Origin of the sequence: Marinospirillum celere (assembly GCF_900112235.1) — a bacterium.
GTDB lineage: Bacteria > Pseudomonadota > Gammaproteobacteria > Pseudomonadales > Halomonadaceae > Marinospirillum > Marinospirillum celere.
Genome location: NZ_FOLH01000003.1, coordinates 359990 through 383652, shown reverse-complemented (window position 1 = coordinate 383652; position 23663 = coordinate 359990). Strand labels below are relative to the sequence as shown.

Sequence of the window (23663 nt, the reverse complement as noted above, 5' to 3'; positions counted from 1 at the left end):
GGGTGCTATGATAGTTTCTATACTTGGTTGAATACCGCTTAGGAGTGAAGAGATGAGTTCCAATATCGTTAATGTCAGCGATGCCAGTTTTGAGGAAGATGTCCTCCAATCTGAGCTGCCGGTACTAGTTGATTACTGGGCTGAATGGTGTGGCCCCTGCAAGATGATTGCCCCAGTTCTTGAGGAAGTAGCCAGTGAATATGAAGACCGTCTTAAGGTCTGCAAGCTGAACATTGATGAAAATACAGACACCCCTGCAAAATTTGGTATTCGTGGTATTCCCACTCTGATGATTTTTAAAGGTGGTAAGACAGAAGCAACCAAAGTGGGTGCCCTGTCAAAAACTCAGCTAACTAGTTTTATTGACGAGATTCTTTAAAACTTTTAGGCCCGGTACTGGCAATTTCTTACATTAAAGGCTTGCGTACCGGGCCTTAACTAGGGCAAGATAAGTCAGCTTTGCGCACTTAAGCTATCTTGGCGCCTAGCTAAAAGTAATTTCCAAAAGTCACTGGAAAAATCTGTGACTAGGTCATCAAACCCGGCCTGCCTCAAGCTCTGAGTACATCAGCATTTTTCGGTCATTCAAACCTAGCGGCTGCGCTTAAGCAAACCGCAGCCTGAATGGTCGCTTGCACTTGAAGGCTCAATTCCAACTTCTCTTGTGAGCAAGTCCGGTAATTAATCCACTCCGTTAAACGGAAACATTACTCCTGGCAAGATCACCAATACAAAACCCATGAATCTAACCGAACTCAAGCAGAAATCCGTCCCCGAGTTAATGGAAATCGCCAACGAGATGGGCATAGAGCACGTCGCCCGCTCGCGTAAACAAGATATCATTTTTGCAGTACTCAAACGCCATGCAAAAAGCGGTGAAGACATATACGGCGATGGTGTTCTGGAAATTCTTCAGGATGGCTTCGGGTTTTTGCGATCATCCGATTCTTCCTACCTGGCCGGACCGGATGATATCTATGTTTCGCCCAGTCAAATCCGTCGCTTTAATTTACGCAAGGGCGATAGTATTTCCGGAAAAATACGCCCACCCAAAGACGGTGAACGCTATTTTGCCCTTCTGAAAGTCGACTCCATTAATTTTGACCGCCCTGACAACGCCAAACACAAAATCCTCTTTGAAAACCTGACTCCCCTCTTTCCTGATGATCGCCTGATCATGGAAGTCGGTAACGGTTCCAGTGAAGACTTGACGGCTCGAATCATTGACCTGGTTTCACCTATTGGTAAGGGCCAAAGGGGTTTGATTGTTTCCCCGCCCAAGGCCGGTAAAACCTTGATGCTGCAAAATGTGGCCAACTCCATCAAGCGTAACAACCCTGAGTGTCATCTGATCGTTCTACTAATTGATGAGCGTCCTGAAGAAGTTACCGAAATGCAGCGCACCGTGCGCGGTGAAGTGGTTGCTTCAACCTTTGATGAGCCACCTGCACGCCACGTTCAGGTGGCAGAAATGGTGATTGAAAAAGCCAAGCGCCTGGTTGAACACAAGCTGGATGTCGTTATTCTTCTCGACTCCATTACCCGCCTGGCCCGTGCTTACAATACCGTTGTACCCAGCTCCGGCAAGGTGTTGACCGGTGGTGTGGATGCCCATGCCCTGGAAAAACCCAAGCGCTTTTTCGGTGCCGCTCGTAATATCGAAGAAGGTGGCAGTCTGACCATTATGGCTACAGCCCTCGTTGATACTGGCTCCAAAATGGACGAAGTGATCTACGAAGAATTCAAGGGCACGGGTAACATGGAAGTGCACCTGGATCGCAAAGTGGCTGAGAAGCGCATCTACCCTGCGATCAATATCCGCCGCTCTGGAACTCGTCGTGAAGACCTGCTGGCCACCGAAGAAGAACTCCAGCGTATGTGGATACTGCGTAAACTTCTTAATCCTATGGAAGACGTGGCTGCCACCGAATTTCTGATTGATCGTCTGAAAGATACCAAGACCAATATGGAATTCTTTGAGGCAATGAAGCGGAAATAAATGTGGGATGTAGGAGTGCAGTCCTTTGGGAGCGCACTCCATGCGCGATGATCGTCCGCAGAGCGGACTCCCACAAGTGAGTGTAGGAGCGCAGTCCTCTGCGCGATCCCTCAGATCTAAAGCAAGGCAAGCCCTCAAGGCTTGCCTTTTGCACATCAAGAGGTTTTAAATCCCATGAAATATAAGGATTTACGTGATTTTATCAGTCAGCTAGAAGAACGCGGTCTGCTGAAAAGGGTGACTCAAGAGATAGATCCCTATCTTGAGATGACGGAAATAGCTGACCGTACTCTGCGTGCTGGTGGTCCGGCGATCCTGTTTGAAAACCCCAAGGGTCACTCCATGCCGGTACTGGCGAATCTGTTTGGTACCCCAGAAAGAGTGGCTTTGGGCATGGGTGCGGAATCAACTGAGGCCCTGCGCGAAATTGGCAAGTTATTGGCTTTTCTTAAAGAGCCAGATCCACCCAAGGGCATGAAAGATGCCTGGGAAAAGCTACCTATCTTCAAAAAAGTTTTGACCATGAACCCCAAGGTGCTGAGCAAAGCACCCTGCCAGGAAGTGATTCAAGAAGGTGAAGAAGTAGATCTCTATAGTTTGCCGATTCAGCACTGCTGGCCGGGGGATGCTGCGCCTCTGGTGACCTGGCCTTTGGTGATTACCCAAAATGAAAAGAAAGGCCGCGAAAATCTGGGTATTTATCGTCAACAGCTGATTGGCAAAAACAAGTTGATTATGCGTTGGTTGGCGCATCGTGGTGGGGCCCTGGATTTCCAGAAATTCTGCCGTGAGAACCCAGGCAAGAAGTTTCCTGTGTGTGTTGCTCTAGGCGCTGACCCGGCAACTATTTTAGGTGCAGTAACTCCGGTTCCTGATGCTCTGTCTGAGTATGCTTTTGCAGGCCTCTTGCGAGGCACCAAAACCGAATTGGTTAAGTCGATTGGCTATGATTTACGCGTTCCTGCCTCGGCTGAAATAGTGTTGGAAGGCTACATAGAGCCGGGTGAAACTGCGCCCGAAGGTCCTTTTGGTGACCATACCGGTTACTACAATGAGGTCGATGAGTTTCCGGTGTTTACTGTTGAACGCATCACGCGCCGTAAGGATGCGCTTTACCATTCAACCTATACCGGCAGACCACCCGATGAGCCAGCGATCTTGGGTGTGGCCCTCAATGAAGTTTTTGTGCCTATACTTCAAAAACAGTTTCCGGAAATCGTTGATTTTTATCTGCCACCTGAAGGCTGTTCCTATCGAATGGCAGTGGTCACTATCAAAAAACAGTATCCGGGTCATGCCAAGCGGGTGATGCTGGGTGTTTGGAGCTTTTTGCGCCAGTTTATGTACACCAAGTTTGTGATAGTGACCGATGACGATGTTAATGCCCGTGACTGGAAGGATGTGATCTGGGCCATGACGACAAGAATGGACCCGGCCAGAGATACGGTGATGATTGAAAACACCCCGATTGATTACCTGGACTTTGCCTCACCTGTTTCAGGACTGGGCTCCAAGATGGGGATGGATGCAACCAATAAGTGGCCTGGTGAAACGCATCGTGAGTGGGGAACGCCCATCATTATGGATTCAGCGGTCAAACAAAGGGTCGATGATCTTTGGGATCAACTGGGACTGGATGCTTAAGCAGCCAGATCGGATACAAGAAAACAAGCTATCAGGAATGCAATGAGTTCAACTATCCAAGAAGCAGTGATTACAAGTGTTCAACCCTTCAACAAAGATGTTTTTCAAGTCTTTCTTGAAGGGGATCAGCCTTGGCAGTATCAGGCAGGCCAGTATCTGGAAATTCAGGTTACTGAGGATAGCTGGGCACCTTTTTCCATTGCTTCTGCGCCCGGACAGCCGCAGTTGGAACTGCACATCCAATATCTGCCGGGTCGTGAAACTTCTGAACTTCTACAACAGCAACTGAAGACAGGCAATCGCCTGAAGCTACGTCTTGCCTCCGGTGCTTGTGTCTTGCCAGAAGCGGAACAGCCGCTGCTGCTGGTTGCGGCAGGAACCGGTTTTGCACAGATGAAATCTCTGCTGGAAGCTGCCTTCCAGACAAATTGGAATGCCCCGCTAACGCTTTACTGGGGGTCGCGTAGCCCAGAAGGGCTTTATGCTTTGCAGCAGGCTTTGGCCTGGGAAAAGCAGCACAAGAACTTCAAGCTAATTGCCTGTGTGGACTTGGCTGATGCCGACTGGCGTGGCCGTAATGCCAGCCTAACTGAGTCTCTGGCTATGGATTTTATTGAGCCAGAGTCAGCTGCACAGATAAGAGGTTTTATCAGTGGCTCTCCGGCAGTAGTCTATGCTGTTGAAGACTTTATGATAAGTCGAGGCATGCCGCCTCGCGCCCTGTTAAGTGATGCTCATGCCTATGCCCCCAGAGACTATGACTGAATCGACGACCTACCCCGTGCTGATTACCGGGGCAGGACAAAGAGCTGGTCTTTATTTAGCGGAACAGCTTTTGGCCTGCCAACAGCCGGTTGTGATCAGTTACCGTTCGCCTAAACCCGGCGTCGATCGCTTGCAAAAACTGGGTGCCCAGTGCATTCAGGCTGATTTCGCAACCAATGCTGGCGTTTTGGCGTTTGCGCGTCGAATCAAGGAAGACTATTCAGGTTTGCGGGCACTTGTTCACAATGCCTCGGACTGGTCACGTGACCCCTTGCCAGAAGAAGATCCTGAGGGATTGCTGGCCGCAGAAACGTTTCAGAAAATGTTCCAGATCCACCAGCAGGCCCCCTTTTTACTGAATAATCAATTGGCACCCTTACTACTCAAGGCGGCCAAAGAGCTAGGTCAGGCTACGGATATCGTTCACCTGACCGATGATGTGGTACGCCGTGGTTCGGCCAAGCACTCAGCCTATGTCGCCAGCAAGGCAGGTTTGGAAAGTCTGTCCTTATCCTTTGCTGCACGTTGGGCACCGGATATCAAGGTCAACACCATAGCGCCCGCTCTTTTAGCTTTTAATGAAGGGGATGATGCCGCCTATCGGCATAAGACTTTGTCCAAGTCACCCCTGTATATGGAACCGGGTTTTGGTGTTCTCTGGCAAACGCTGGACTATCTGCTCCATCAGCCCTATATGACGGGCAATCTGCTGCGCCTGAATGGCGGCCGCCATTTGAAAAACTAAACTCAGGCAAGCCAGCGGGCAGCCCCTGCAATAACCAGCAGGTGCAAGGGGTACCAACTGAGCCATAGCCAACGAGGAAAGGGCAGTTGCCAGCATCGCCAGTAGCGATTGATCAAAATCAGTAGAAGCAGCAACAGCAGTGCAAAATAACTGCTGAAGGTGGGTAAGCCCGCCGGATTTAGACCCAACACCAGAAAACCGGGCAATAACCAAAGAGCCCAGGCCCCTAGTTGTTGCCCCCAGGGCTGCTGTCGCTGTTGATAGGCGTGAAAGCTGATCGCCAGTGCGGGAACCAAGAGGATACCGACTAAACCATAGTCGACCCAAGCATCCAGCAACCAGGCTGCAAGCAAAGCAAGTAGAAGGCCGCCTAGAAAAGACCAGGAATAGAGAAAGCGGCCATCTAGTTGATGCATTTTCCAGGCTGCTAACCATCCCCAGGTCAAGATCAACCCCGCTGCCAGTGTAAAACAAACATTGAGCAAAGCCTGATTGAGAGGCTCCTGGAGCATCCAGGCATAGCCAGGCTGGGCCAAAATACCGATAATCAGAATACGCAGGGTATAACGACCCAAATGGCGGCTATTGAAGAGTGCATGCCAGGCAACCAGGGCTGCAAAAAAGGGAAAAGCCAGACGCCCAAGAGTGGCGGCCAGCCAATAAAAATCAGTTAAGCCTGGAATCAGATAACGGGCGGCATGGTCAGCTGTCATGCTGATCACAGCGAGCCACTGGGCCAGGGAAATCCATTGATTATTGATTGTCATGGAAAGTGAAAAAGGGCTTTTACCTGCGTTGATTACTGGTATGATATTTTAAGTGTAAAATCAGGAAACAAATTATTTCCTGATCCCCCCCAGTTTCTTTGACCAGAGAAGGCCTTCACGCTATGAGCTCAGAAGACTATCAGCAGGATACGGATTTCACCGGATCTGAAGATACCGCACGTATCTACGAAAGCATTGCCAATCGCATGAATGGTTTCCTGTACCGCAGCCGCAACGATCAGAGTTTTACTATGGTCAATATGGCGGGGGCGGTAAAAAAGGTAACCGGTTACGCCGAAAAAGATCTGCTGAATAACCAGCGTCTTTCCTATATGTCGCTGATCCATCAGGATGATACCAAAAAAGTCGATGAAGCCGTGTCCAAAGGCATGGAAAATAATGCCAATTGGAATGTTGACTACCGTATCAAGCGTTCAGATGGCAGCATCCAGTGGGTGAATGAGCATGGTGGTGCCGTTTACGGTGATAACGGCCAGGTTGAATATCTGGAAGGTATAGTCGCAGATATTAATGACCGCAAGGCTCAAGAAATAGAGCGCAAGAAGAAAATGGAAGATGTTGGGGTGACCAGTAACCAGATCATCAACCAAACCCAGAAAATTCTTCAGGTACTGAAAACCCTGAAAATGCTCAGCCTGAATGCCAGTATTGAAGCAGCCAGGGCCGGTGAAGCAGGACGAGGTTTTGCAGTGGTTGCTGACCAGGTCAAAGAACTGGCCGATGAAACCGGTAAGTCAGCCCAGTCCATTACCCAGTTGATGGGTGAGTTGGAAGAAAAACTGACTGAAGCCAGCGAATAAAGCCTGTTTTAGGCTCTTCAGCAGCTTCCGCTTCTTTAGCCTCTGGGATCAATCAGCATCCCGGAGGCTTTAAAAATGTGACCCACTTCCCTTTCTCTTTGTTTCGATCTTGAAGCTTCCCTGTTACTCCTGTAAAACAAAAAAACATTTAAATAACTAATAGCAGGGACGGGACCTTGGTTCGCTACCTCACTTACTTCATCGGTTTTATCTTCTTCTTCTCAGGTGCTTTGGCCCTGGTGTATGAAGTGACCTGGACACGTATGTTAAGTGGTGAACTGGGATCTGATGCCCTGGCTGTGGCAACGCTGGTTGCGGTTTTTATGGGGGGGCTCGCCCTTGGTGCTCACCTCGCCAGTCGTTGGGCCGATCAACTGCTTCGCCCTTTAAAAGCCTACGGCTTCCTGGAAATTCTGCTTAGCAGCTATGTGCTTTTAAGTCCTTGGTTGTTCAAGCTTTTTCTACCGGTGTTTGGGCTGCTGGGGCATCAGGCCGCTGACAATATCTGGCTATTAAGTTTTCTCAGACTGTTACTCAGCATCCTGATACTTTTACCTCCCACTTTGCTGATGGGCGCAACCCTGCCTTTTTTGGCCCGTTTTGCCGCCCAGAATACCCAACACTCAGGGCAGGTAACCGGTCTTTTCTATGCGCTGAATACCCTGGGTGCAGTAATTGGCTGTCTACTGGCTGGTTTTGTCTTTTTGCCTCTGCTGCCCATGTCAACGACCCTCTATCTGGTTGCTTTGGGCAATCTAAGCCTGGGTGGGCTAGTATTGCTCCTCAGCCACCGTTATGAAAGCCTTTCACAGGCCAGACTGGAAACCGACCCGAGGGCTTCAGCAACGGCTAATATGCCCATGCCTGCTTCAGGAGTAGGCCTGCCCTGGGTTGCTGCTGCCGTGACCTTGACCGGCGCGGCAGGCCTGGCCTGTCAGCTGGTGTGGACCCGGGTGCTGGTTTTGGTGCTGGGTGCTTCGGCTTATGCCTTTACTAGTGTTCTGGCTGTCTTTCTACTTGGCCTGGGTGCCGGTGCGCTGACTTCAGCATTATTGCTGAAATGGATTAAAAAAGGCCTGGTTTACTGGTTCGCTGGCCTGTCCCTGGCTGCTGCGGTTGCTGTCTACGCGACCAGCTACCAGTTTGCACTTTTGCCCGGCTGGTTTATTCAAGGTTATGAAGCCGGTCAAGCGGCCAGCCTACTGGGACAATTCCAGACCAATATTCTTTTATCCCTGTTGATTATTTTATTGCCAACCTGGTTAATGGGCATGCTTTTCCCTTTGGCGCTACAACTGGTGATGACCCACCGGGAAGCAGCCGCTCGCAATACCGGGCATATTTATTTCTGGAATACCCTGGGCGCCATAGTCGGTGCTCTGGGGGTGGGCTTTGTTTTGATTCCCCTGGCAGGTCTGATGCCCAGTCTGCTTCTCGCGGCCAGTGCGTTTCTGGTTGCTGCCTGTCTGGTGGTGTTCCCACTGATCAAAAAGCTCTGGTACCTGCCCGGCCTTTTGGCTTTAAATCTGCTGTTGGTGGGTGTTTATCTGGCGCCACCCTGGAAACAGCATTTGATGGCCAGCGGTGTTTCTGAATATGTTGAAGCCTATCGCGGGGTGCTCGAAGAAATGTCCCTTGAGGATTTTCTGGAAGAAGCAACGGAACTGCTTTACTACCGTGATGGCCTGACCGCTACAGTTACCGTGGAAAGGGATAAACTGAGTCGTAATCAGGATTTATACATCTCCACCAATGGCAAGATTGATGGTTCTTCCTACCTGGATATGCCCACCCAAAAACTCAGCGCCCACCTTCCGCTATTGCTGCATGAAAAGCCGGAAAGTGTTGCTGTTATTGGCATGGGTACAGGGGTAACCGTGGCGTCGGCCAGCTTGCATCCAGAGGTTGAAGAACTGGTTCTGGTTGAAATAGAACCCGCTATGGTCGAAGGTGCTAAGCTGTTCGCTGACTACAACCACAGGCTGCATGAAATGCCTCAGGTGGATATCAAAATGACTGATGGTCGCTTGCATATCTACCTAAACCCAGCAAGCTACGACATCATCATTTCTGAGCCTTCCAACCCCTGGATCGCTGGCATCGCCAACCTCTTTACCCAGGAGTATTACGAGCTGGGTGCTCGCTCACTGAAATCTGAAGGCATTTTTGCCCAGTGGATACAAATCTACGATATGGAAATCGACAACATTCGCTCAGTGGTAGCGACCTTCCAGTCGGTTTTTCCACACAGCCTGGCAGCTATCACCCTGAATGAAGCTGATCTGTTACTGGTTGGCTCCCAGCAACCCTTGAAACTGGATACTCAGAAGATCCAACGCAGAATGAGCCACCCTGCGATTAGCGAAGACCTGGCCGCTGAACCAGTAAGTATTCATCAGTTGGAAGAACTCTTGGCTCACATCTGGCTCACTGAAAAAGAACTGCAAGCCTTTGCCCAGGGCGCGCGCATCCACCGGGATGACTACCCCTTCCTAATGTATGAAGCCCCCGTCAGCCGCTACCTGGAAACCCGCCGAAGCAATAGCAAAGCCTTGGGTGAAGCAGGTAAAGGCGTTTTCCCGCTACTGGAAGAAAACACCTACGACCGCGAAGCCTTACTGGAAGCCTATCAACGGCAGCTGCCTGACTACCTAAGGGTTTTTGGGGATTAACCCAGGAGCATCAGCTTTGTTTGTGATGGTGCAAGAGTGACACCCATGGCACCAGGTGTCGGCCCATTTTGGGCACTGGTACCTAGCATACGATTTGCAGGCATACCCCCCATAAAGACTTTTTTACTCCCCATAAGCTGTTTTTGTGGCCCCATAACCAACCCGGATACTGGGTTCAAGTTAGTACCCGCATTATCCCCTTGGCTCATGGGTGTTATGGTTGTCATATTGTGGTTTAACATGGCCATGGTTAATACCTTCATTTGTGAAGGTATCGCGGTGTTCGGCATGGCGGTGTTGGGATAAGGTATGGGCGTGGGAATTGGCCCCGCTGGCGATGGAATGGGTGTTAAGCAAACATCGGGAAAGGCTAAGTTCATCCCACCCATCTGTGTTGTTGCAAAAACCATGAGCTTTTCTCCTTAACCCATATGAATACGCTTGCTGTCAATTCGCATATCCTGCTTGGATGTGATGCTTGCTTGTTGGCTATGCATTCTTAATGACTTACGTGCAGTATGTAGTGTCTGCTCACTATCCTTTTGATCAACCCCTTTAATACGTCTTACTGATTGAGTGACTCTTTGAAAGTAGAGTTTGCCTGCATGGATCAACTCTTCAACCAGACAGTTAACCTGCTTCCATCGGTGGGTTGCTTGACCTCCGGATGTGGTTAGTTTATTAGCCGAGAAGTTGGTTTCTGAAGAGAAGACATCCGTTTTTAAAGATTGTAACTTGAGTTCACTTAAGCCTAGCCATTGGCAACGATTACCCTTGAAGTGAAAGTGAACATCCTGATTAAAATGGATTTCTGCAGCAGCTTCCTGGTCCCGTTCTAAGATAGCCAAAAGGTAGCAGCTTCCCTGGGGTGGGAGTTGTAGCAAAACCTTATCACCCAGCTTGGGTTCAAGGAGGCAGGAAAAAGCCTTGCGTACTTTAAAAAGGCCTTGCTCAGTGACTACTAACCAGAGGTCGCCGCTTTTGCTCTGGACTCTGCCCTCGGTTAGCAATGTTGATGAGTTGAAGTCATCGTTGGCTTTTAATGGTTGCATACTTACCTCTTGGTTGTGGCATGGTCTTCAGATTTTTTACGTACAGGGTCGGTTGGCAGGGCTTCACTCTTGCTGGAGCCCTGCCAAAGGGCTCCAGGGTCTATAATTTCATGTAAGTTGGCGCGGTGTAACCGGGTATCTCGAAAGTCCGTATTCTTGAGTAAGGCATGACTAAAGTCAGCATAGGTCAAGTCACTGCCTGCTAAACAGGCTTCAGCCAGGTTAGCTTCGGTAAATTGTGCCTGGATTGCAGTAACCTGTGATATTTCAGAGTAGGAGAGATCTGACTTGATAAAAAGTGCTTGATCCATACTGGCTTGGCTGAATATACAGTAACTGGCATTGGCTTCAATGAAGTTAGCATTAACAAGATTGGCCTTCAGAAAAGAGCTTTTATACAGCTGACTACCCATAAAGTTAGACTGGGCTAAATTCATCTTCTCAAAATTACACTGATTGAGCTCGCAGGCATGAAACTGAGGATTCTCCAGACCTGTGGCTGAAAAATTAATACCCTTTAAATCGACAGTATGAAAAAGCATTAAACCCAGCTGGCAGTTTTTAAAAAAGGATTCTGCAAAAGTACACTCGATTAAGTTGCATCTGAAGCCCTGGATTTCCTCTAGTAAAGATTTACTTAGGTCTGATTCAACAAAGTTCATTGAGTCCCAACTGCTGCCTTTCCAGTTGCTGGATACCAGGCAGGTCTCAACAAAGGAAAGGTCGGAAGCTTTCACCTCGACAAAACTGCTGGCACTACAGTCAGATTCGACAAAATTACACTCCTCCAGAGTGGAATGATTCCAGTTGCTCTGCTCGGCCACAAGTTCGATGAAAGAACAGTTTTTCAGAAGGGCCTGGTCGAAACGGGAATTATTGGCTGTGCAGTTGATCAGGTTGCAGTCATACCAGTGTGCTTGTGTAAAAAGACAAGCTTCCAGCCGGCAAGCATCAAAGCTGCAATCCCTTAAATGGCTAGCTTGAGCCTGAGAGGCATTAAAAGTGCATTCGATGAAGATGCATTCCGTTAACCTGGCTGCTTCCAGATTACAGCCGCTAAAATCAACTTTACTGAAGATACCGCCCTTTAACTCGATTCCTGAATAATCACCATTAAGCACCTCTCCGGACAGCATCAGACTGCCACCTTCTTTCATGTGGTATTCCAGCTCTTTACGATTCATGACGGATGCCACTTCTCTAGAATTGATCGATCCAGATTACAAAAATCAAAGTTGGTATTGGTATAGGTTGCATAGTTGAAGTTACAGGCGTAGAGGTTAGAGCCTGTAAAATCGACCTGACTTAAGTCTGCGTGCGTTAAGGTCGACTCACTCAAATTTACTTTACGTACCGAGCTGCGGCTGAGATTACAGTCATATAAGTTCGCTTGGCTCCACTGACAAGAGTCAAAGCAGCAGCCTTTGGCAGAAGCTTCCTCAAAATCACTGGCATTCATGTTGGCATGGTTAAAGCGGCTGCCTTCCAGATGGGCCTCTCGAAAAGAAGCCATCAGCAAGGACGCATGCAAAAAACTAGAATTCTGCAAACTGCATTCTGCCATAAAGCGCACGTTATCCATTTGCGCATGATCAAAACAACCGGACTCCAGATTGCAGTTTACAAAGACCATGCCTTCAAGGTTAGCCTGATTGAACTGACAGTCAGGAAGTTGACCGTCAATCAAACTGCAATCTTCAAAACGGGTATTGGAAAAGTCACAGTTGATGAAATGGGGCTCTATCAGGGCAAGATCGGTAAACAAACACTCAGTAAAATTACTCTGACTAACCTCTGTCTCCATCCACTGGCTTTCTTTAAGGCTTGACTGTTTAAAGGAGGTTTTGTGAACCCTCGACAAATTGAAGTTGGCTGAATTCAGGTTGGCAGCATCAAAAAAAGCATTACTGATGTGAGAAGACCCGAGGTTAGCGTCCTGTAGGTTGGCCTCAGTGAAATCGGTTTTTTCCAGAGTCGAATAAACCAGGACGGTACCTTTTAAGTTGGCTCCTCTAAGGCGAGTGCCTTCAAGGTTAACTCCTTCCATATAGCAGTTTTCCAGGTCAGCACCTTCAAGGTTTTGGTAGGAAAGATCCAGGTCGGCCAGGTCTCGGGTAGGAAGGGGTTGCCCCTCCTTCAGAGCGGTTAGCACAGCTTCACGCTTGAGCCTTAACTCCTCTTCCGTTAACCCCAAAGTGCCTTTGGGGCTGCGTTCAGCGACCTGGCGGTAAAGCTCTAGAATTTCCAGCTCTGTGGTTTCGAGGCTTTGCTCTAGCTCCTTCACTTCCTTTGTAGCCTCTTCAAGTTTTTGGATATCTGGGGCTAGATCACGATACTCAGAGAAGCGCTCTGTATTTTGATTTAAATATGCTTCCTGATTAGCCAGGCTTTCTTTCAGCTCATTAAGAGTACTGCGAAGATCGGCTCTGGGCCAGAGGGGTGCTTCCTCTTCGTCTAACAATTTACTGAGCTTGGATTGAATTATTTCATGCTGGCTTTCCAGCAGTGGGTTATCCAGAAGCTTTTTCAGTTCTGCTACCAGAGCCGCAGTTGATTCTTTATCCACTTTTTTGGCGATGTTATCCAGGTCTGCATCCAGTTTATCCAGAAGACTTAGGTCTACCTTTTGTATATCCAGATCCCCATTTTCTTTTTCAGGAAGCGCCTTTTTCAGGTTTTCTTCCAATTTGTTAATTTCTTCTTTTAAGGGGTGGGGCTCTACCACCGGCTCTTCGGGCCTAAAGTTATCTGGCAACTGACTTAAGAGGCGTTCTTTTTCTGTTTCTACTTCCTGGGCTTTTCTTTCAGCAAAAGCCTCGGTATTGTCGACTGCCCCTGAAGCATCTGCAGTTATCTCGCCTGCTTCCATCATCTGCTTGAAGCCACAAATCAAGCCTTCCGGAAGAAGTGGCTGAGTATTCAGTAAGTAAAGCCAGTCGTTTTCTGAGTCCTGTCTTAGATGCAATTGCTTCAAATAATGGTCAGCAGGCTTGGGTTGCTGTTTATCTTCCAGTGCCAGTAGCAACTCAGTGACATCCTTTCCATCATCTCTAGCGACTTTGATCAGGTTGCGATACACAACGATACCGAGCTTTTGTGCAGGTAATAAGAGCAGTGTTTCCGGATGCAAGGTTTCACAAATGGGCTCTTTTTCCTGCTGACTAACTACTAGTTTAGTTTGCCAGTTGGGTACTTTCCCTGTGAGATAGGATAAATCCGGGTGAAGATTAATCAGTTGATAGTCACAACCCAAGGGCAGCTCTTTGGAAGAAAATCGCTGATCCGGTAGTGCCTCCTGAAAAAAAGTCCAGTCAAAGTCATCTGGTAAGCCGGGCATGGCATTCGTTTGATAAGGCTCGCCATAGCTCCCAGCAAGAGCTTGCCGCTTAGGATGCATCCAATCCATTGCGCCCGTGTAGGCAGGCTTAATGCTTGCTCCTGGTCGGGTTTGCGGTGATTGGACCAGTTGGACTGAAGGAAAGGGATAGCGCTCTTCTCTCTCCGGCGTGTTGATCTTGGTGTGTCCCTTGCCTGCGGGGTTTTCAATAAAGCCTTCACCGCCATAACTGCTTTCTGCGGTTAATGGCATTTGTGTGAATGCAAAGGGTTGGCTGGGTGTTTCAAAACCTGGCAGTCCTTGCCAGTAGCTTTCACCCTGGACCAGCAGCTGTTTTGTTAAGGAGCCCACCTGAATGGAGGCTTCCAACTGACGAACAGGCCGGCTATTAGGACTAAAAGCACTGCCGTACACCAAGAATTCAGCGAAAGGCTTGGGGAATCCCGCATCAAGAATTAGTGCTTCCTGGACTTCGGTTGCTCTTAGCCACATTTCCTGCTCTAAAATCTCCTGTGATGGATCTTCCAGATCAAAGGGGTAGAGCGCTGAAATGACTAGATAATGTGATCCTTGATAAGTCAGCGGGCGGGTTAAGCAGCTAAGCTGTAGAGGTTTAATTATTTGCATATTAGAGTATTAAATAAATTTTTACTGTATTTATTCTGATTGAGGCCTTTTTTAAGTCAGTTTTTGTTTTTTTTATGGCTATTTTTGTGGCTTCTATGCTGGTTTTTACTGCTCTTATCTCACTTTTTATTGCCTCTTGTTTTATTTTTTCTTTTTCTGCATTTATTGTGTCCTCTAGTTTAAATCCACTTTTAGTTAGTTTGAATTTAGGGGATTTTTTGAGGATTTCAACATCAACCCCACCTGAAGCAATAGTTAGCTTACCAGCAAGCCCCAGTTCAACTTTGGCTCCGAAACTGATTTCGGTGTCAGCAGAGAATTTAAGCGCATTAGAGTTTGAGAAACTACAGGATAAAGATGTAGCAAAGTCCAGGCTTGCTTTTGCTCCAGCTGTTATCTCAGTCTTGGCATCAGTTTCAACGATTGTATCACCCTGGCATTTAACTTTGTAATCACCATGATGCTTTATAGTTACATTTTTGGCGTAGTTTGCGGTATATACATTTTTAAAGTCTTCGTTAAATTTTCCGTTGGTTACTTCTTTTCTTTCACCGTGAATGTAGCGGTAAGAATTACCGATAATTTTGTGTATCAGCCAGTCATTACCGTTAGGTGGATCATCATTTTTATGCTCAGCGTTTAGTTCTGGTGTGGCGCTAGTTTTTCCGGGGTGAACTTCTGTGTAAGAGCGACCCATAATATAGAGACCATGCTCCTCTTCACGCCATTCAAAGCGGTTGCCTTGGTGATAGAAAAAGTGGTCACCCCAGTTTTTTTCTACCACACTGGCTTCTGGTTTCCAGTCGACACCTTCACATTCGGGTAGCTCCCACAGCTCGGGGCTTTCAGAGGGCAGGGTCGAGTAACGGTTGATTTCCCGGTTACCAAACTCGAAGACAGGGCTTGCCGGGTTCCAGAAGTGGTAGCTAGAGCCATCCCGCCAGTCATAGAGGCTACCTGCGACTCGGTTTACGAGATACTGGCCTGAGAACTCATCGTCGTGAGTTAATTCATCATCGGTCAGCTTTCCTGGTTGATCGTTTTCAAATTTTGGAAAGGTAAACAGTTTACGCTCATCAAACGTATCACTGTCCTTTTCTTCTTTGGCTTCTATAATGAATTTTTCTACTCCCTCACCTTGCACTTGATGTTCTTTTGCAAAAGCAAGTGTATGGATGCCACCCACGACAGAGGATCGATACATTCCATCTGTGGTTATGGTGATGCCGCTTCCATCATGGTTGGGTGCTCCCAAGTGCATGTAGCTGTTATTGGTTGGTGAATAGAGTTTAAGTCGGCAGCTGTTTTCCTCATCTTCCATTTCAATGCGGTTACCGCTGGCCGAGTGAATCTCATTGCAGGTTCTGTTGTTGCGTGTGATGTTGCTGGGTCTGGCCGCATTAGGCAAAGCACCTGAAATAATTGGGCGATCTGGATCTCCACCAATAAAACTGAGTAGCACTTCAGTGTCCTTCAGCAGGGGGAAGTGCATACCTCCCCCTGTACCTGCAGAAGGTTGCATCATGGGAATCCAGCAAGAGGCTTGGCATTGGCCAGGTGTGTGTACCCTGTCAAAAGGCAGAATCACTTTGTAGCGCCCTTGGTCATCAATATTGGCGTAGCGGCCATCATCCTCAGCATCAATAATGGCATTAAGAACACCATGAAAACGGGGTTTCTCGGTGTTTTGGGATGGGCGGAATTGGACTTCAGTTCGTAGGGCACGCAGGCGATTAATATAGGGAGTCGGTTGTTTGGATGCGTTAGCCCGGTTAAAACCTGGGTTGTAGCCTTCATGTTCTAGAGTAAAGGCATAGAAGTCACCATTGTCCATGGATCTGAAGTGACCTTGAACACTAAAGGCAAGTCCTGGCTGGAGAGTGATTTCACAGCTTTCACCCTGAAAGATTTCACCTTGCATCAGGAGTTCTTGGGCACGTACTTCAGCTATTTTTTCTGCCTCATCATTATCAATTAGATTGTCACAGTAGCGGTAGATTTGCCCAAAACCTTCGTCGTCAACAGTAGCTTCGGCCTGGATTTGTACTGAAGGTGAGTTACTGCTGTAATCTTTTAAGGTTATTTTGCGTGGCAGAGGTTCTCCCTGGCTGGTCCAGTGTTGCAAAAAACCCAGATCTTGAGTGTCTTCAAGGCCAGTTTCTGGTTGATAGTTCAACTGAATTTCCGGCTCATCTAAATGAGAAGCTATACTGTCGTGAAATATAATCTTGTCTTTGTCATTTTGATGATCAAATAAATAATAAATGCCTTCACGTTCGCATATTCTTTGTAAGAAATTCAGGTGAGTTTCCCCAAACTGGCAGCGAAATTCCCAGTCTCGATAAGTCCCTAGCTTACTTAAGTCAAAATCTTCGGCAGCCAGTTCACCTTCTTCCAGCACCTGGGTCAGAGTGGCGGGTAGTTGCTGGTCAAGATAGACCTCATTGGTTTGTATCAGACTTAAGCGTTCTAGTCTTGGCACCAGAGTTAGCTGATACAGGTAGCCATCTTCGAGCCGAGCACGGATTTTTACTTGTGCAATAACACCGTGGAGATCTCGGCTACGGCCTTTGGCAACCAGGTGCAAACTAGCTGGTTTGCCTCTGAGTTTTTTAAAGTTCAATTCATCCAGGCAAAAAAGTTCCAGGCTGAAACGAAAGGGCCTACCAAGAGCTTCATACCCTTTGAAACTGACTACTTCAAATTCTGCCTCCGAATCGGGGGCAAAAAATTCAAAATAAGTATCTTCGTTAGCCATGCTGCTCACCTGTTAACTTTAGGAGTGGGTTGCTGCTTCCGCTTGGCGTTTGGCAACTTCATTGACTTGGAGTCCTGCCAGTCGCCATTCCAGTTGGCGAAGTACATCCGAGCACTGTTGTAAGGTGGTCAGGAAAAGCACCGAGTCATTGAGGTGGTTGCCTTGAGCGAGGGTGACGGCCTGGTGCTTGAGGTTCAACGCTTCATTCAGATAGCGGTGTAGCAGGCGGAGGTCTTTAGCTTCTTTCTGGGATCTTTCCAGCTCCACAGCTTCGCGGAAGATTTTTTCCAGGCCGCTCTCCAGGTTGGATTTTTTGCGTTGGCTGCGCATCTTCTGCAGCTGTTTGATTTGTAACCAGCCACCACCAACGGCAGCAAAGAAGGCCAGGATCAACCAGCGATTTTCATTCAGCCAGGCCAGGCTGCGTGAGAATTGGTCGAGCCCGGCATGAGGGTTGTAGTAGCGTTCACTGGCTGGGTGCATAGGTGTGTAACGCAGCAGCCGGTCTTCAAGCGGGTTGATATCGACCAGGGTGGGTGCCTTGCGTCGCATTTCTTCCGAGAAAAGGGCTTGATGCACTGCTTGTACCAGCGCATCGGGTACATCGGTGCGGGAAGCCAGTACGGCCAGAGTGCCCAGGGTTTTCAAGTTGGTGTCGGGCAAGGGGCCGCGAACGCTGGGGTAGGTGCCAGCAGGAATTTGCGTGGGGTTAATCTGGCTGTGGTTGAGGGCATAGCCTTCAGCCAGGTTGATGGGTACCAGGCGGAATTCACCGCTCACCAGTACCGAACGCAGGTCTGGGTTAAGCATGCCAGTGGTGACTATGGCCCCTTCCAGTTCTTCATTTTCCAGCAGCTGGCTGAAATAGAGGTCATTCATACCGATTTCACCGGGATCGATACCCAGATGATCCAGCATCATGGTGGCTTGGGCACGATAGCCGGAGCCTTCTACACCCAGAGTAATATTGCGACCGGGAAGGTCCATCAGGCTTTGCAGGTCGCTGTCGCGTCTAACAATCAGGTGCATGTGATCATGCCACAAGGGGGCGACCAGGCGCAGGTTCTGTAGGGTTGCTGAGCCGATCATGATGATGGCCATATCGGCTTCATCTTTCAGCAGCCGACCGCGGTTATCAACCGAGCCTCGGGTTTCAATCAGCTCAACATCATAGCGTCCCTGCTGTTCGATAATTTCTTTAAGGTGGCTGCCAAACTCATGGTAATAGCCCCCTGCTGAAGCGGTCGCTAAGCGGATCACCCGGCTCTGGGTGGCCTGCTGGGCACTCCAGTAGATAATCAGCAGGGCGGCACCGATGACCAGTATCCAGCTCAGCCACCAACGGGTACGAAAGTTCAGCATGATTGATCTCCGTCTTTATTCTTTAAAGTTGCTAATCAGCGACTTGTTAATTGATCAGGGGTAATTCAGCTTCCAGTCGTTGGCTAGCCGTTCCTGTAGTTTGTGTCATTACCCAGGTGTTTTTACCCAGGTGTCCCCAGTTGTTTTGCCCCAGCCCCAGATCCTGGTGACTTGCTGGTGCTTCCAGATGGAATACCAGTCGACATTCAACGGGTGTTTGCAGGTAGACCTGAATCAGCGTCTGCAAACACTTCCACTGCTGCTTGTTGTTAATGAACTCACAGTAATAGCTATGGCTGACGGGCCCCAGGTGCAGGCGCAAGCGCCCGGTTCGATCATTGATTCTGTGGCCCATCCAGGCACTTGTACCCAGCTCAGCATTGGCTTGCCCCAGGCGGGTATGGGAGGCTGTATCCACTTGCACGCGTCTGGGAGAGCACTGTTCTACTTCCAGTGGGCAAGAGGGTAGGTAGGCTTCCAGCAAGCGATTCAGGCCACTGGCAGAACGTTGTTTGCAGGTCAGTAGTTGGAAGTTGGCAAGCAACCAAGCGGGTTCAGGCAGGTTTTCCATCTGGTGTGCCTGCAGGCCTAGCAGGCTAAAAACCTGGTTAAACCAGCGTTTATCCTGCCACTCTAGGTGCCGAATGGCCGGGTAGCCTTTGTTCAAACAGGTGAGCAGTAGCTCATAAAGGCGCTGGTTTAAAAGATCCAGCAGAGCTCGGGCCGGTTGGCTGGGCTCTTCGGCAACGGCTAATAGTTGCTCGGTGATATAAGCAGGCAGGGGTGAGCTGCCACCATAGAGTCCGGGCCAGTTGACTTCAATATACCAGGTGGATTCTTCCAACCAGGCTTTTTCCACCTCCAGGTAAGCCAGACCCCGTTTCAGTGAGGCTTGCAGACGCAGCTGATGCTCTGGATAGCTGGCTTTGATCCAGCGAACCAGTTGCAGCAGCGAGTAGCGCTGGGCTTCCCGGCTTATTTGAGCTGCTGTGGTCCCAGCTTCGCTGGCCATAGGTAATCCTCCCCGGTTTTGGTTTCGTGAACTTCCAAAGCGGTGAAATGGTTGATGGGTGCCTGGTGGCTGAAAAATTCTTCCAGGCGCTGACAAAAGATCAGAGCATCACCCTGACTACTAAAGGCTCCAGCGTTGATTTTCATTTGCAGGTGCAGCCCACGGTAGAGGGATTGCTGCAACAGCTTTTCACGGTTTTCAACTTTCAAGGCCAGCAGGGCCGAGAGCTTTTTATTATTAATATTTTGTCGGGTTTCATCTGGGCTGACCTGTTCGGATAGATGCTGAAGACGGGCCATCAGTCCTTGATAGTCAAAAATATTGTTTTTTTGTACGGACAGGCGCGCCAGTTGCTGACGTTCGTTTTCAGCATCCAGGGCGGGTGGCTTCCATTGGGTGCTGGTGGTCAGGTTGCGAAAATCCAGCTGCTCGGGGGTGCCCTGCAGGTGTTGATTGAGGTCGCCGGGTAAAAGGCCGGAAGCACTGGGGCCATTGTTGCATAGGGCCTGCGCCTTGAGCATTTCCTTGCGCCCACGGCTGACTTCTTCACCCTTGGCCAGCACAAGGCTAATCTGAGGCAGGTCTGATACCGGATGATAGCTGTAGTTTAGTTGGTAAGCATGGGCCTGCTTTTCCTGTTGAGGATTGACCTGCCAGTAGGGTAGATAGTCATGGCTTTTATCCTGGTTTTCATAGGTGCCTTGCAGCTGAGTCAGATCCTGTAGCAACAAATGTTCACCTTGCTGGGCTTTGGGATTAAGCGGCTGTTGAATCAGGTGATCATTACGTAAAAAAGCAGGCAGCCAGCGGGTAAACTGGTTGCTGGCCAGCACAGAATTCAGGTGTAGGTTTTTGGCACTAAAAGCAGGAAGCAGCAAGCGGCTTTCATCAACCCAAAAATGCAGGGCCAGTTTTTTGCCCTGGGTGCTTTCTTCAATTGATTTAAGGTTCAGCTCCAGGCCCAAGGCGGATTCCGGAGCATGCAGGTATTGCGCCAGAGCTGCCTCACCAGGTAGCAGCTGTTTACTGAAAACAGCGGGGCGTGGCTGAATGGCTGCTGGGGTTTCACTGGCATGCAAGTGACCATCAATCCAGACATCCAGTTGCGGACTGGCTTTTAGCAACAGCCAATAGAGGTCGCTGGCAGGCCCCAGGTTACCGGAAAGTTGCAGCCTAAGTGGATGTTCCCCAAGCAGCTCGCCCAGATCACCCTCGGTAGCCTGAAGCTCAATAATAAATTTTTTGCCGGTGGGGCCGCGTACGGCTTCTTCCTGATGACAGCTGGTGACACTCAGAGGTAAAACCCGGCAAGGCTCCAGGCTGGTAAAAGTTACTGGCGTACCCTGTTTTCCTGAGCCACCCAAAGGGGTTCCGGCAGGAAGCGGTAAAGGGCTTTTCAAACTTTTGCGTGGCAGGAATTCAACCAGACAACTGGAAACCAGCGGCTGCAGGCTGTCCGGTGCAGTCACTGCAAGCAGGTTGCGTGTTAACTGAGGTGCTTCACGGTCCAGTTGATCTCTAAGGCCGGCGGTCAGAAAAGCCACCCCTTCCAATAGGCGTTCAACATCCGGATCACTACCCGGAACCAGATGTCGGGCCAGCTCAGGTTCCTTTTCGGCATACTCCTGGGCCAGGCTGCGAAGTTGCTGTAGCTCTTGACGATAGTAGCGATCAAACATGCTGGGTTACCTTTTCAAGACGGCTGCTGTCCCCTGGCAGGACAGAGAGATAGTTGTCAGTCTGATAGCTCAATTGCCAATGCAGAGGCTGGCGTTGTCCCTGGAACCGGGCCGTCAACCAGATATCTTCACCAGCCACTTCCAACTGCAGGCTCTGGCTGAGTAAACGGGGTTCATAGTGGGCAATTTGTGTCTTGATGGCCTGAAGCAGCTCGTCTGCCATCAGGGCATCCGTGGCCAGGTTGACCGCAGGTCGATGGATTAAACCCAGACCGGCGTCCTGGGGAACTACGCCCCGGCGGGTATTGAGAACCCGTTCCAGGTTCAGGGCAATATCCTGAACCAGGGGTGGCGGGTTTTGAGGCTGATTAAGGCGATCCAGTAGTGGCATTATTCTTGTCCTCTGCGGGCCAGGGTTTGGAATTCCTGTTCACCGCCTGGGCCATAGCGCCAGGTAATACTCTGGTAAACCAGTTTCAAACGCTCCTGAAAATGCCAGCCATCCTTATCAGGTAACCGGCAATCGGGCATCTCGGTGGTCAGAGATTGCACCTGGGCTTTTTCCAGCAGCAGTTGATAATGGGGCTGGGGTTGGCCTTCCTCATCTGGCTGATACCAGGTCAGGGTAACGGTCAGGGCTTCCTGCTCACAAAGGGCCTGGTTAAGCAGAGGAGAGGCCGCATCGATGGGTTTTACCAGCTCTATCGGCAGATGATTGACGCTGCTGCTTAACAGGCTGCCTTGACCAGCACCGGGTCTTTCCAGTTGATGAGTCAGCGCCAATACCTTGATCAGCCCCTGACCATAGCGTTCATCATAGATGCTGCCCAGGAGTTCACCCTGCTGCTGGCCAATAATTTGCATATAGCCTGCTCTAGCCATGAGCACCTCCGACCAGGGGTGAAGTCAGGTTCAGGGTGAAGCTTTCACCCTGATAACGAAGGTGGGGTGTTAATTCAAGATGCATGGAAGCCTCGGTTGGAGTTGCTGCCTGCAAGCGCAGAGAAGCCTGGCGAAAAGGTTTACGATGCAGGACTTCGGCCACAGGGCGCTCCTGTGCAGAGACAATGCCCTGTAACCATTGATTGAGGTGGGCTTCCAGTGTTTCCAGGTTGGCACTGGTACCCAGAAGTTCACGAACCAGTTGTTTTAGGTAATGGGCAACCCGGCAGGTAGTCATCAAAAATAGCAGTTGGTTATCCGGTGTCAGACGACTGGCTCTGGGTTCTTGGCCGGCATGCAGGCTAACGGCCCGATCCAGCATGAGTTGTTGACCGCCTTCACCGCCCGGCTGCCAGGGGCTGAAGCCCAGTTTGACCAGTTGGTTGATTTGGTTTGGTGACCAGTTGACCTCCAAGGGTGACTGCCTGACCTGACCGCTGCCCAGCTGCACCTGAGAAAAAGTGGGTGCCAGCTTGCCTTGGGAGTGCAGGAGGCCGGTGTAGGCACCCAGTTGTTGGAAGCTTTGCAGTAGCTGGCTGGCCAGCGGGTAGCCCGGATGTCCCCAAAGCAGGCTGGTATTGGGGGTGGTGCCATTTTCCTGAAACCAGGCGCTACCCAGCTGTTGCTGATAGGGTGCACGCAAAAGAACTCTGGGTAGAGTCAGCGTCAGGTAACGCGCGGCTTCGCTGGCCATCAATTGGCGCAGCTTGATAAAGCGGCGGCTGGAAATCAGATTTTCGAGAAGCTCTTGATCCAGCGGGTCAGTAAAATCCTGCATTCCGATTAAGCTGGGCTCCAGGCTGCTGATAACCGGGCAGTGAGCCACCTGGCCGAGTAGGGCCAACTGCTTGAGGCTGGCCAGGTCCTGCTGATGAGGGGACCAATAGTGATCGACCAGCAAAGCAGAAAAAGGCTGGCCGCCATATTGCCCCAGTTCTTGACTGTAAACCCACTCAAATAATTGGCTAGTGGTTAATTCCTGATCCAGGTCGTCATGCAGTTGTTCACTGCTCATTGCCAGAAGGTGAATCTGGGTAGTTGGGCTGCTTTGAGCTTGGCGAACCAGTCGATCCAGACTGCGCCAGGTTGCCTCTAACTGGCGCAGGCGAGGGTTCTTGTAAACCTGGTTGAGTAATTCCAGATGTTCCTGCTCGCGGGTCAGAAGACTAAATTCATCATCTGTTGTTGGTTTATCCAGTTGCTGGCAAAGCTGCTGGTAAAGAGCTTCAGGCTGCAAATCTTCCAGCTGACGGAAAGTAAAAGTTAGGGTGTCTGTACCAGAAAGCTGACAAGAAACCTGTGGTTGATGGCGTTCCAGCCAGGCATTCATAGAGGTCAGGGCCTGGGGCTCCATCGGTTCTTTGCTATCACAGCCAGGGTCGGCAATGACCAACAGACGGCAGGGCAGTGCGGGCTGTCCAGGCGGCAACTGGTAGTCAAGTAATGAAGGGTCCAGAGTCAGGGCTTTTTTCATCAGGCGC

The 23663-nt window shown here is 49.7% G+C and carries 19 protein-coding genes; 7 read left to right on the top strand and 12 right to left on the bottom strand.

Translation table 11 applies throughout. From position 1 onward, the window contains the following. Positions 1 to 52: 52 nt before the first annotated feature. From trxA to folM, 5 genes are all read left to right on the top strand, one after another. Positions 53 to 379: a thioredoxin TrxA gene (gene trxA, locus BM185_RS08845; protein WP_091962308.1), complete on the top strand. Its 327-nt coding sequence runs from the start codon at positions 53 to 55 to the stop codon at positions 377 to 379. A 360-nt stretch (positions 380 to 739) separates the two neighbouring features. After that, positions 740 to 1999, top strand: a complete 1260-nt coding sequence (gene rho, locus BM185_RS08840; RefSeq protein WP_091962305.1) for a transcription termination factor Rho — start codon at positions 740 to 742, stop codon at positions 1997 to 1999. A 174-nt stretch (positions 2000 to 2173) separates the two neighbouring features. Then, positions 2174 to 3643 (top strand): 4-hydroxy-3-polyprenylbenzoate decarboxylase, encoded by a 1470-nt coding sequence (gene ubiD, locus BM185_RS08835; protein ID WP_091962302.1) that lies wholly within the window; start codon positions 2174 to 2176, stop codon positions 3641 to 3643. A gap of 42 nt (positions 3644 to 3685) precedes the next feature. Beyond that, the gene (locus BM185_RS08830; RefSeq protein WP_091962299.1) at positions 3686 to 4408 is read left to right on the top strand and encodes a ferredoxin reductase domain-containing protein; all 723 of its coding nucleotides are present in this window, start codon (positions 3686 to 3688) and stop codon (positions 4406 to 4408) included. Continuing rightward, entirely contained in the window at positions 4380 to 5153 is a 774-nt protein-coding gene (folM, locus tag BM185_RS08825) for a dihydromonapterin reductase (RefSeq protein WP_245751738.1), read from the top strand. Before BM185_RS08830 ends, folM begins: the two co-directional genes overlap by 29 nt. Positions 5154 to 5155: 2 nt before the next feature. Here folM and BM185_RS08820 read toward each other — a convergent pair whose 3' ends face one another. Next, positions 5156 to 5920, bottom strand: coding sequence for a TraX family protein (locus BM185_RS08820; protein WP_091962293.1), 765 nt, complete (start codon positions 5918 to 5920; stop codon positions 5156 to 5158). A gap of 122 nt (positions 5921 to 6042) precedes the next feature. Here BM185_RS08820 and BM185_RS14940 point away from each other — a divergent pair, with 122 nt between their 5' ends. Together BM185_RS14940 and BM185_RS08810 are read left to right on the top strand one after the other, a co-directional pair. Continuing rightward, the gene (locus BM185_RS14940) at positions 6043 to 6741 is read left to right on the top strand and encodes a methyl-accepting chemotaxis protein (protein WP_091962290.1); all 699 of its coding nucleotides are present in this window, start codon (positions 6043 to 6045) and stop codon (positions 6739 to 6741) included. Positions 6742 to 6917: 176 nt separating this feature from the next. Next, on the top strand, positions 6918 to 9413 hold the full coding sequence (locus tag BM185_RS08810; RefSeq protein WP_091962287.1) for a fused MFS/spermidine synthase: 2496 nt from the start codon (positions 6918 to 6920) through the stop codon (positions 9411 to 9413). Here the strand turns inward: BM185_RS08810 and BM185_RS08805 are convergent. From BM185_RS08805 to BM185_RS08755, 11 genes are read right to left on the bottom strand one after another with little or no spacing between them, the layout of a single operon-like run. Then, entirely contained in the window at positions 9410 to 9823 is a 414-nt protein-coding gene (locus BM185_RS08805; RefSeq protein WP_091962285.1) for a DUF4150 domain-containing protein, read from the bottom strand. The two genes, BM185_RS08810 and BM185_RS08805, sit on opposite strands and share 4 nt — an antisense overlap. 12 nt (positions 9824 to 9835) lie before the next feature. Continuing rightward, positions 9836 to 10465, bottom strand: coding sequence for a DUF3540 domain-containing protein (locus tag BM185_RS08800; RefSeq protein WP_091962282.1), 630 nt, complete (start codon positions 10463 to 10465; stop codon positions 9836 to 9838). 2 nt (positions 10466 to 10467) lie between these two features. Further along, entirely contained in the window at positions 10468 to 11649 is a 1182-nt protein-coding gene (locus BM185_RS08795) for a pentapeptide repeat-containing protein (RefSeq protein WP_091962281.1), read from the bottom strand. Then, positions 11646 to 14429 (bottom strand): DUF2169 family type VI secretion system accessory protein, encoded by a 2784-nt coding sequence (locus BM185_RS08790; protein ID WP_091962278.1) that lies wholly within the window; start codon positions 14427 to 14429, stop codon positions 11646 to 11648. The genes BM185_RS08795 and BM185_RS08790 overlap by 4 nt, the downstream gene beginning before the upstream one ends. A gap of 1 nt (position 14430) precedes the next feature. Beyond that, positions 14431 to 17187 (bottom strand): type VI secretion system Vgr family protein, encoded by a 2757-nt coding sequence (locus BM185_RS08785; protein WP_091962276.1) that lies wholly within the window; start codon positions 17185 to 17187, stop codon positions 14431 to 14433. An 18-nt stretch (positions 17188 to 17205) separates the two neighbouring features. Further along, complete coding sequence (locus BM185_RS08780; RefSeq protein ID WP_091962273.1) at positions 17206 to 18549, bottom strand: TAXI family TRAP transporter solute-binding subunit; 1344 nt, start codon at positions 18547 to 18549, stop codon at positions 17206 to 17208. Positions 18550 to 18595: 46 nt separating this feature from the next. After that, positions 18596 to 19561 carry a type VI secretion system baseplate subunit TssG gene (gene tssG / locus BM185_RS08775; protein ID WP_091962270.1) on the bottom strand — a complete coding sequence of 322 codons (966 nt, stop codon included), beginning with the start codon at positions 19559 to 19561 and terminating at the stop codon, positions 18596 to 18598. After that, positions 19525 to 21240, bottom strand: coding sequence for a type VI secretion system baseplate subunit TssF (locus BM185_RS08770; RefSeq protein ID WP_091962267.1), 1716 nt, complete (start codon positions 21238 to 21240; stop codon positions 19525 to 19527). Before BM185_RS08770 ends, tssG begins: the two co-directional genes overlap by 37 nt. Continuing rightward, positions 21233 to 21631, bottom strand: a complete 399-nt coding sequence (locus BM185_RS08765) for a GPW/gp25 family protein (protein ID WP_091962264.1) — start codon at positions 21629 to 21631, stop codon at positions 21233 to 21235. The genes BM185_RS08770 and BM185_RS08765 overlap by 8 nt, the downstream gene beginning before the upstream one ends. Next, the gene (gene tssD / locus BM185_RS08760; protein ID WP_091962261.1) at positions 21631 to 22122 is read right to left on the bottom strand and encodes a type VI secretion system tube protein TssD; all 492 of its coding nucleotides are present in this window, start codon (positions 22120 to 22122) and stop codon (positions 21631 to 21633) included. Before tssD ends, BM185_RS08765 begins: the two co-directional genes overlap by 1 nt. After that, entirely contained in the window at positions 22115 to 23656 is a 1542-nt protein-coding gene (locus tag BM185_RS08755; RefSeq protein WP_091962259.1) for a type VI secretion system contractile sheath domain-containing protein, read from the bottom strand. The genes tssD and BM185_RS08755 overlap by 8 nt, the downstream gene beginning before the upstream one ends. Positions 23657 to 23663 lie beyond the last annotated feature (7 nt).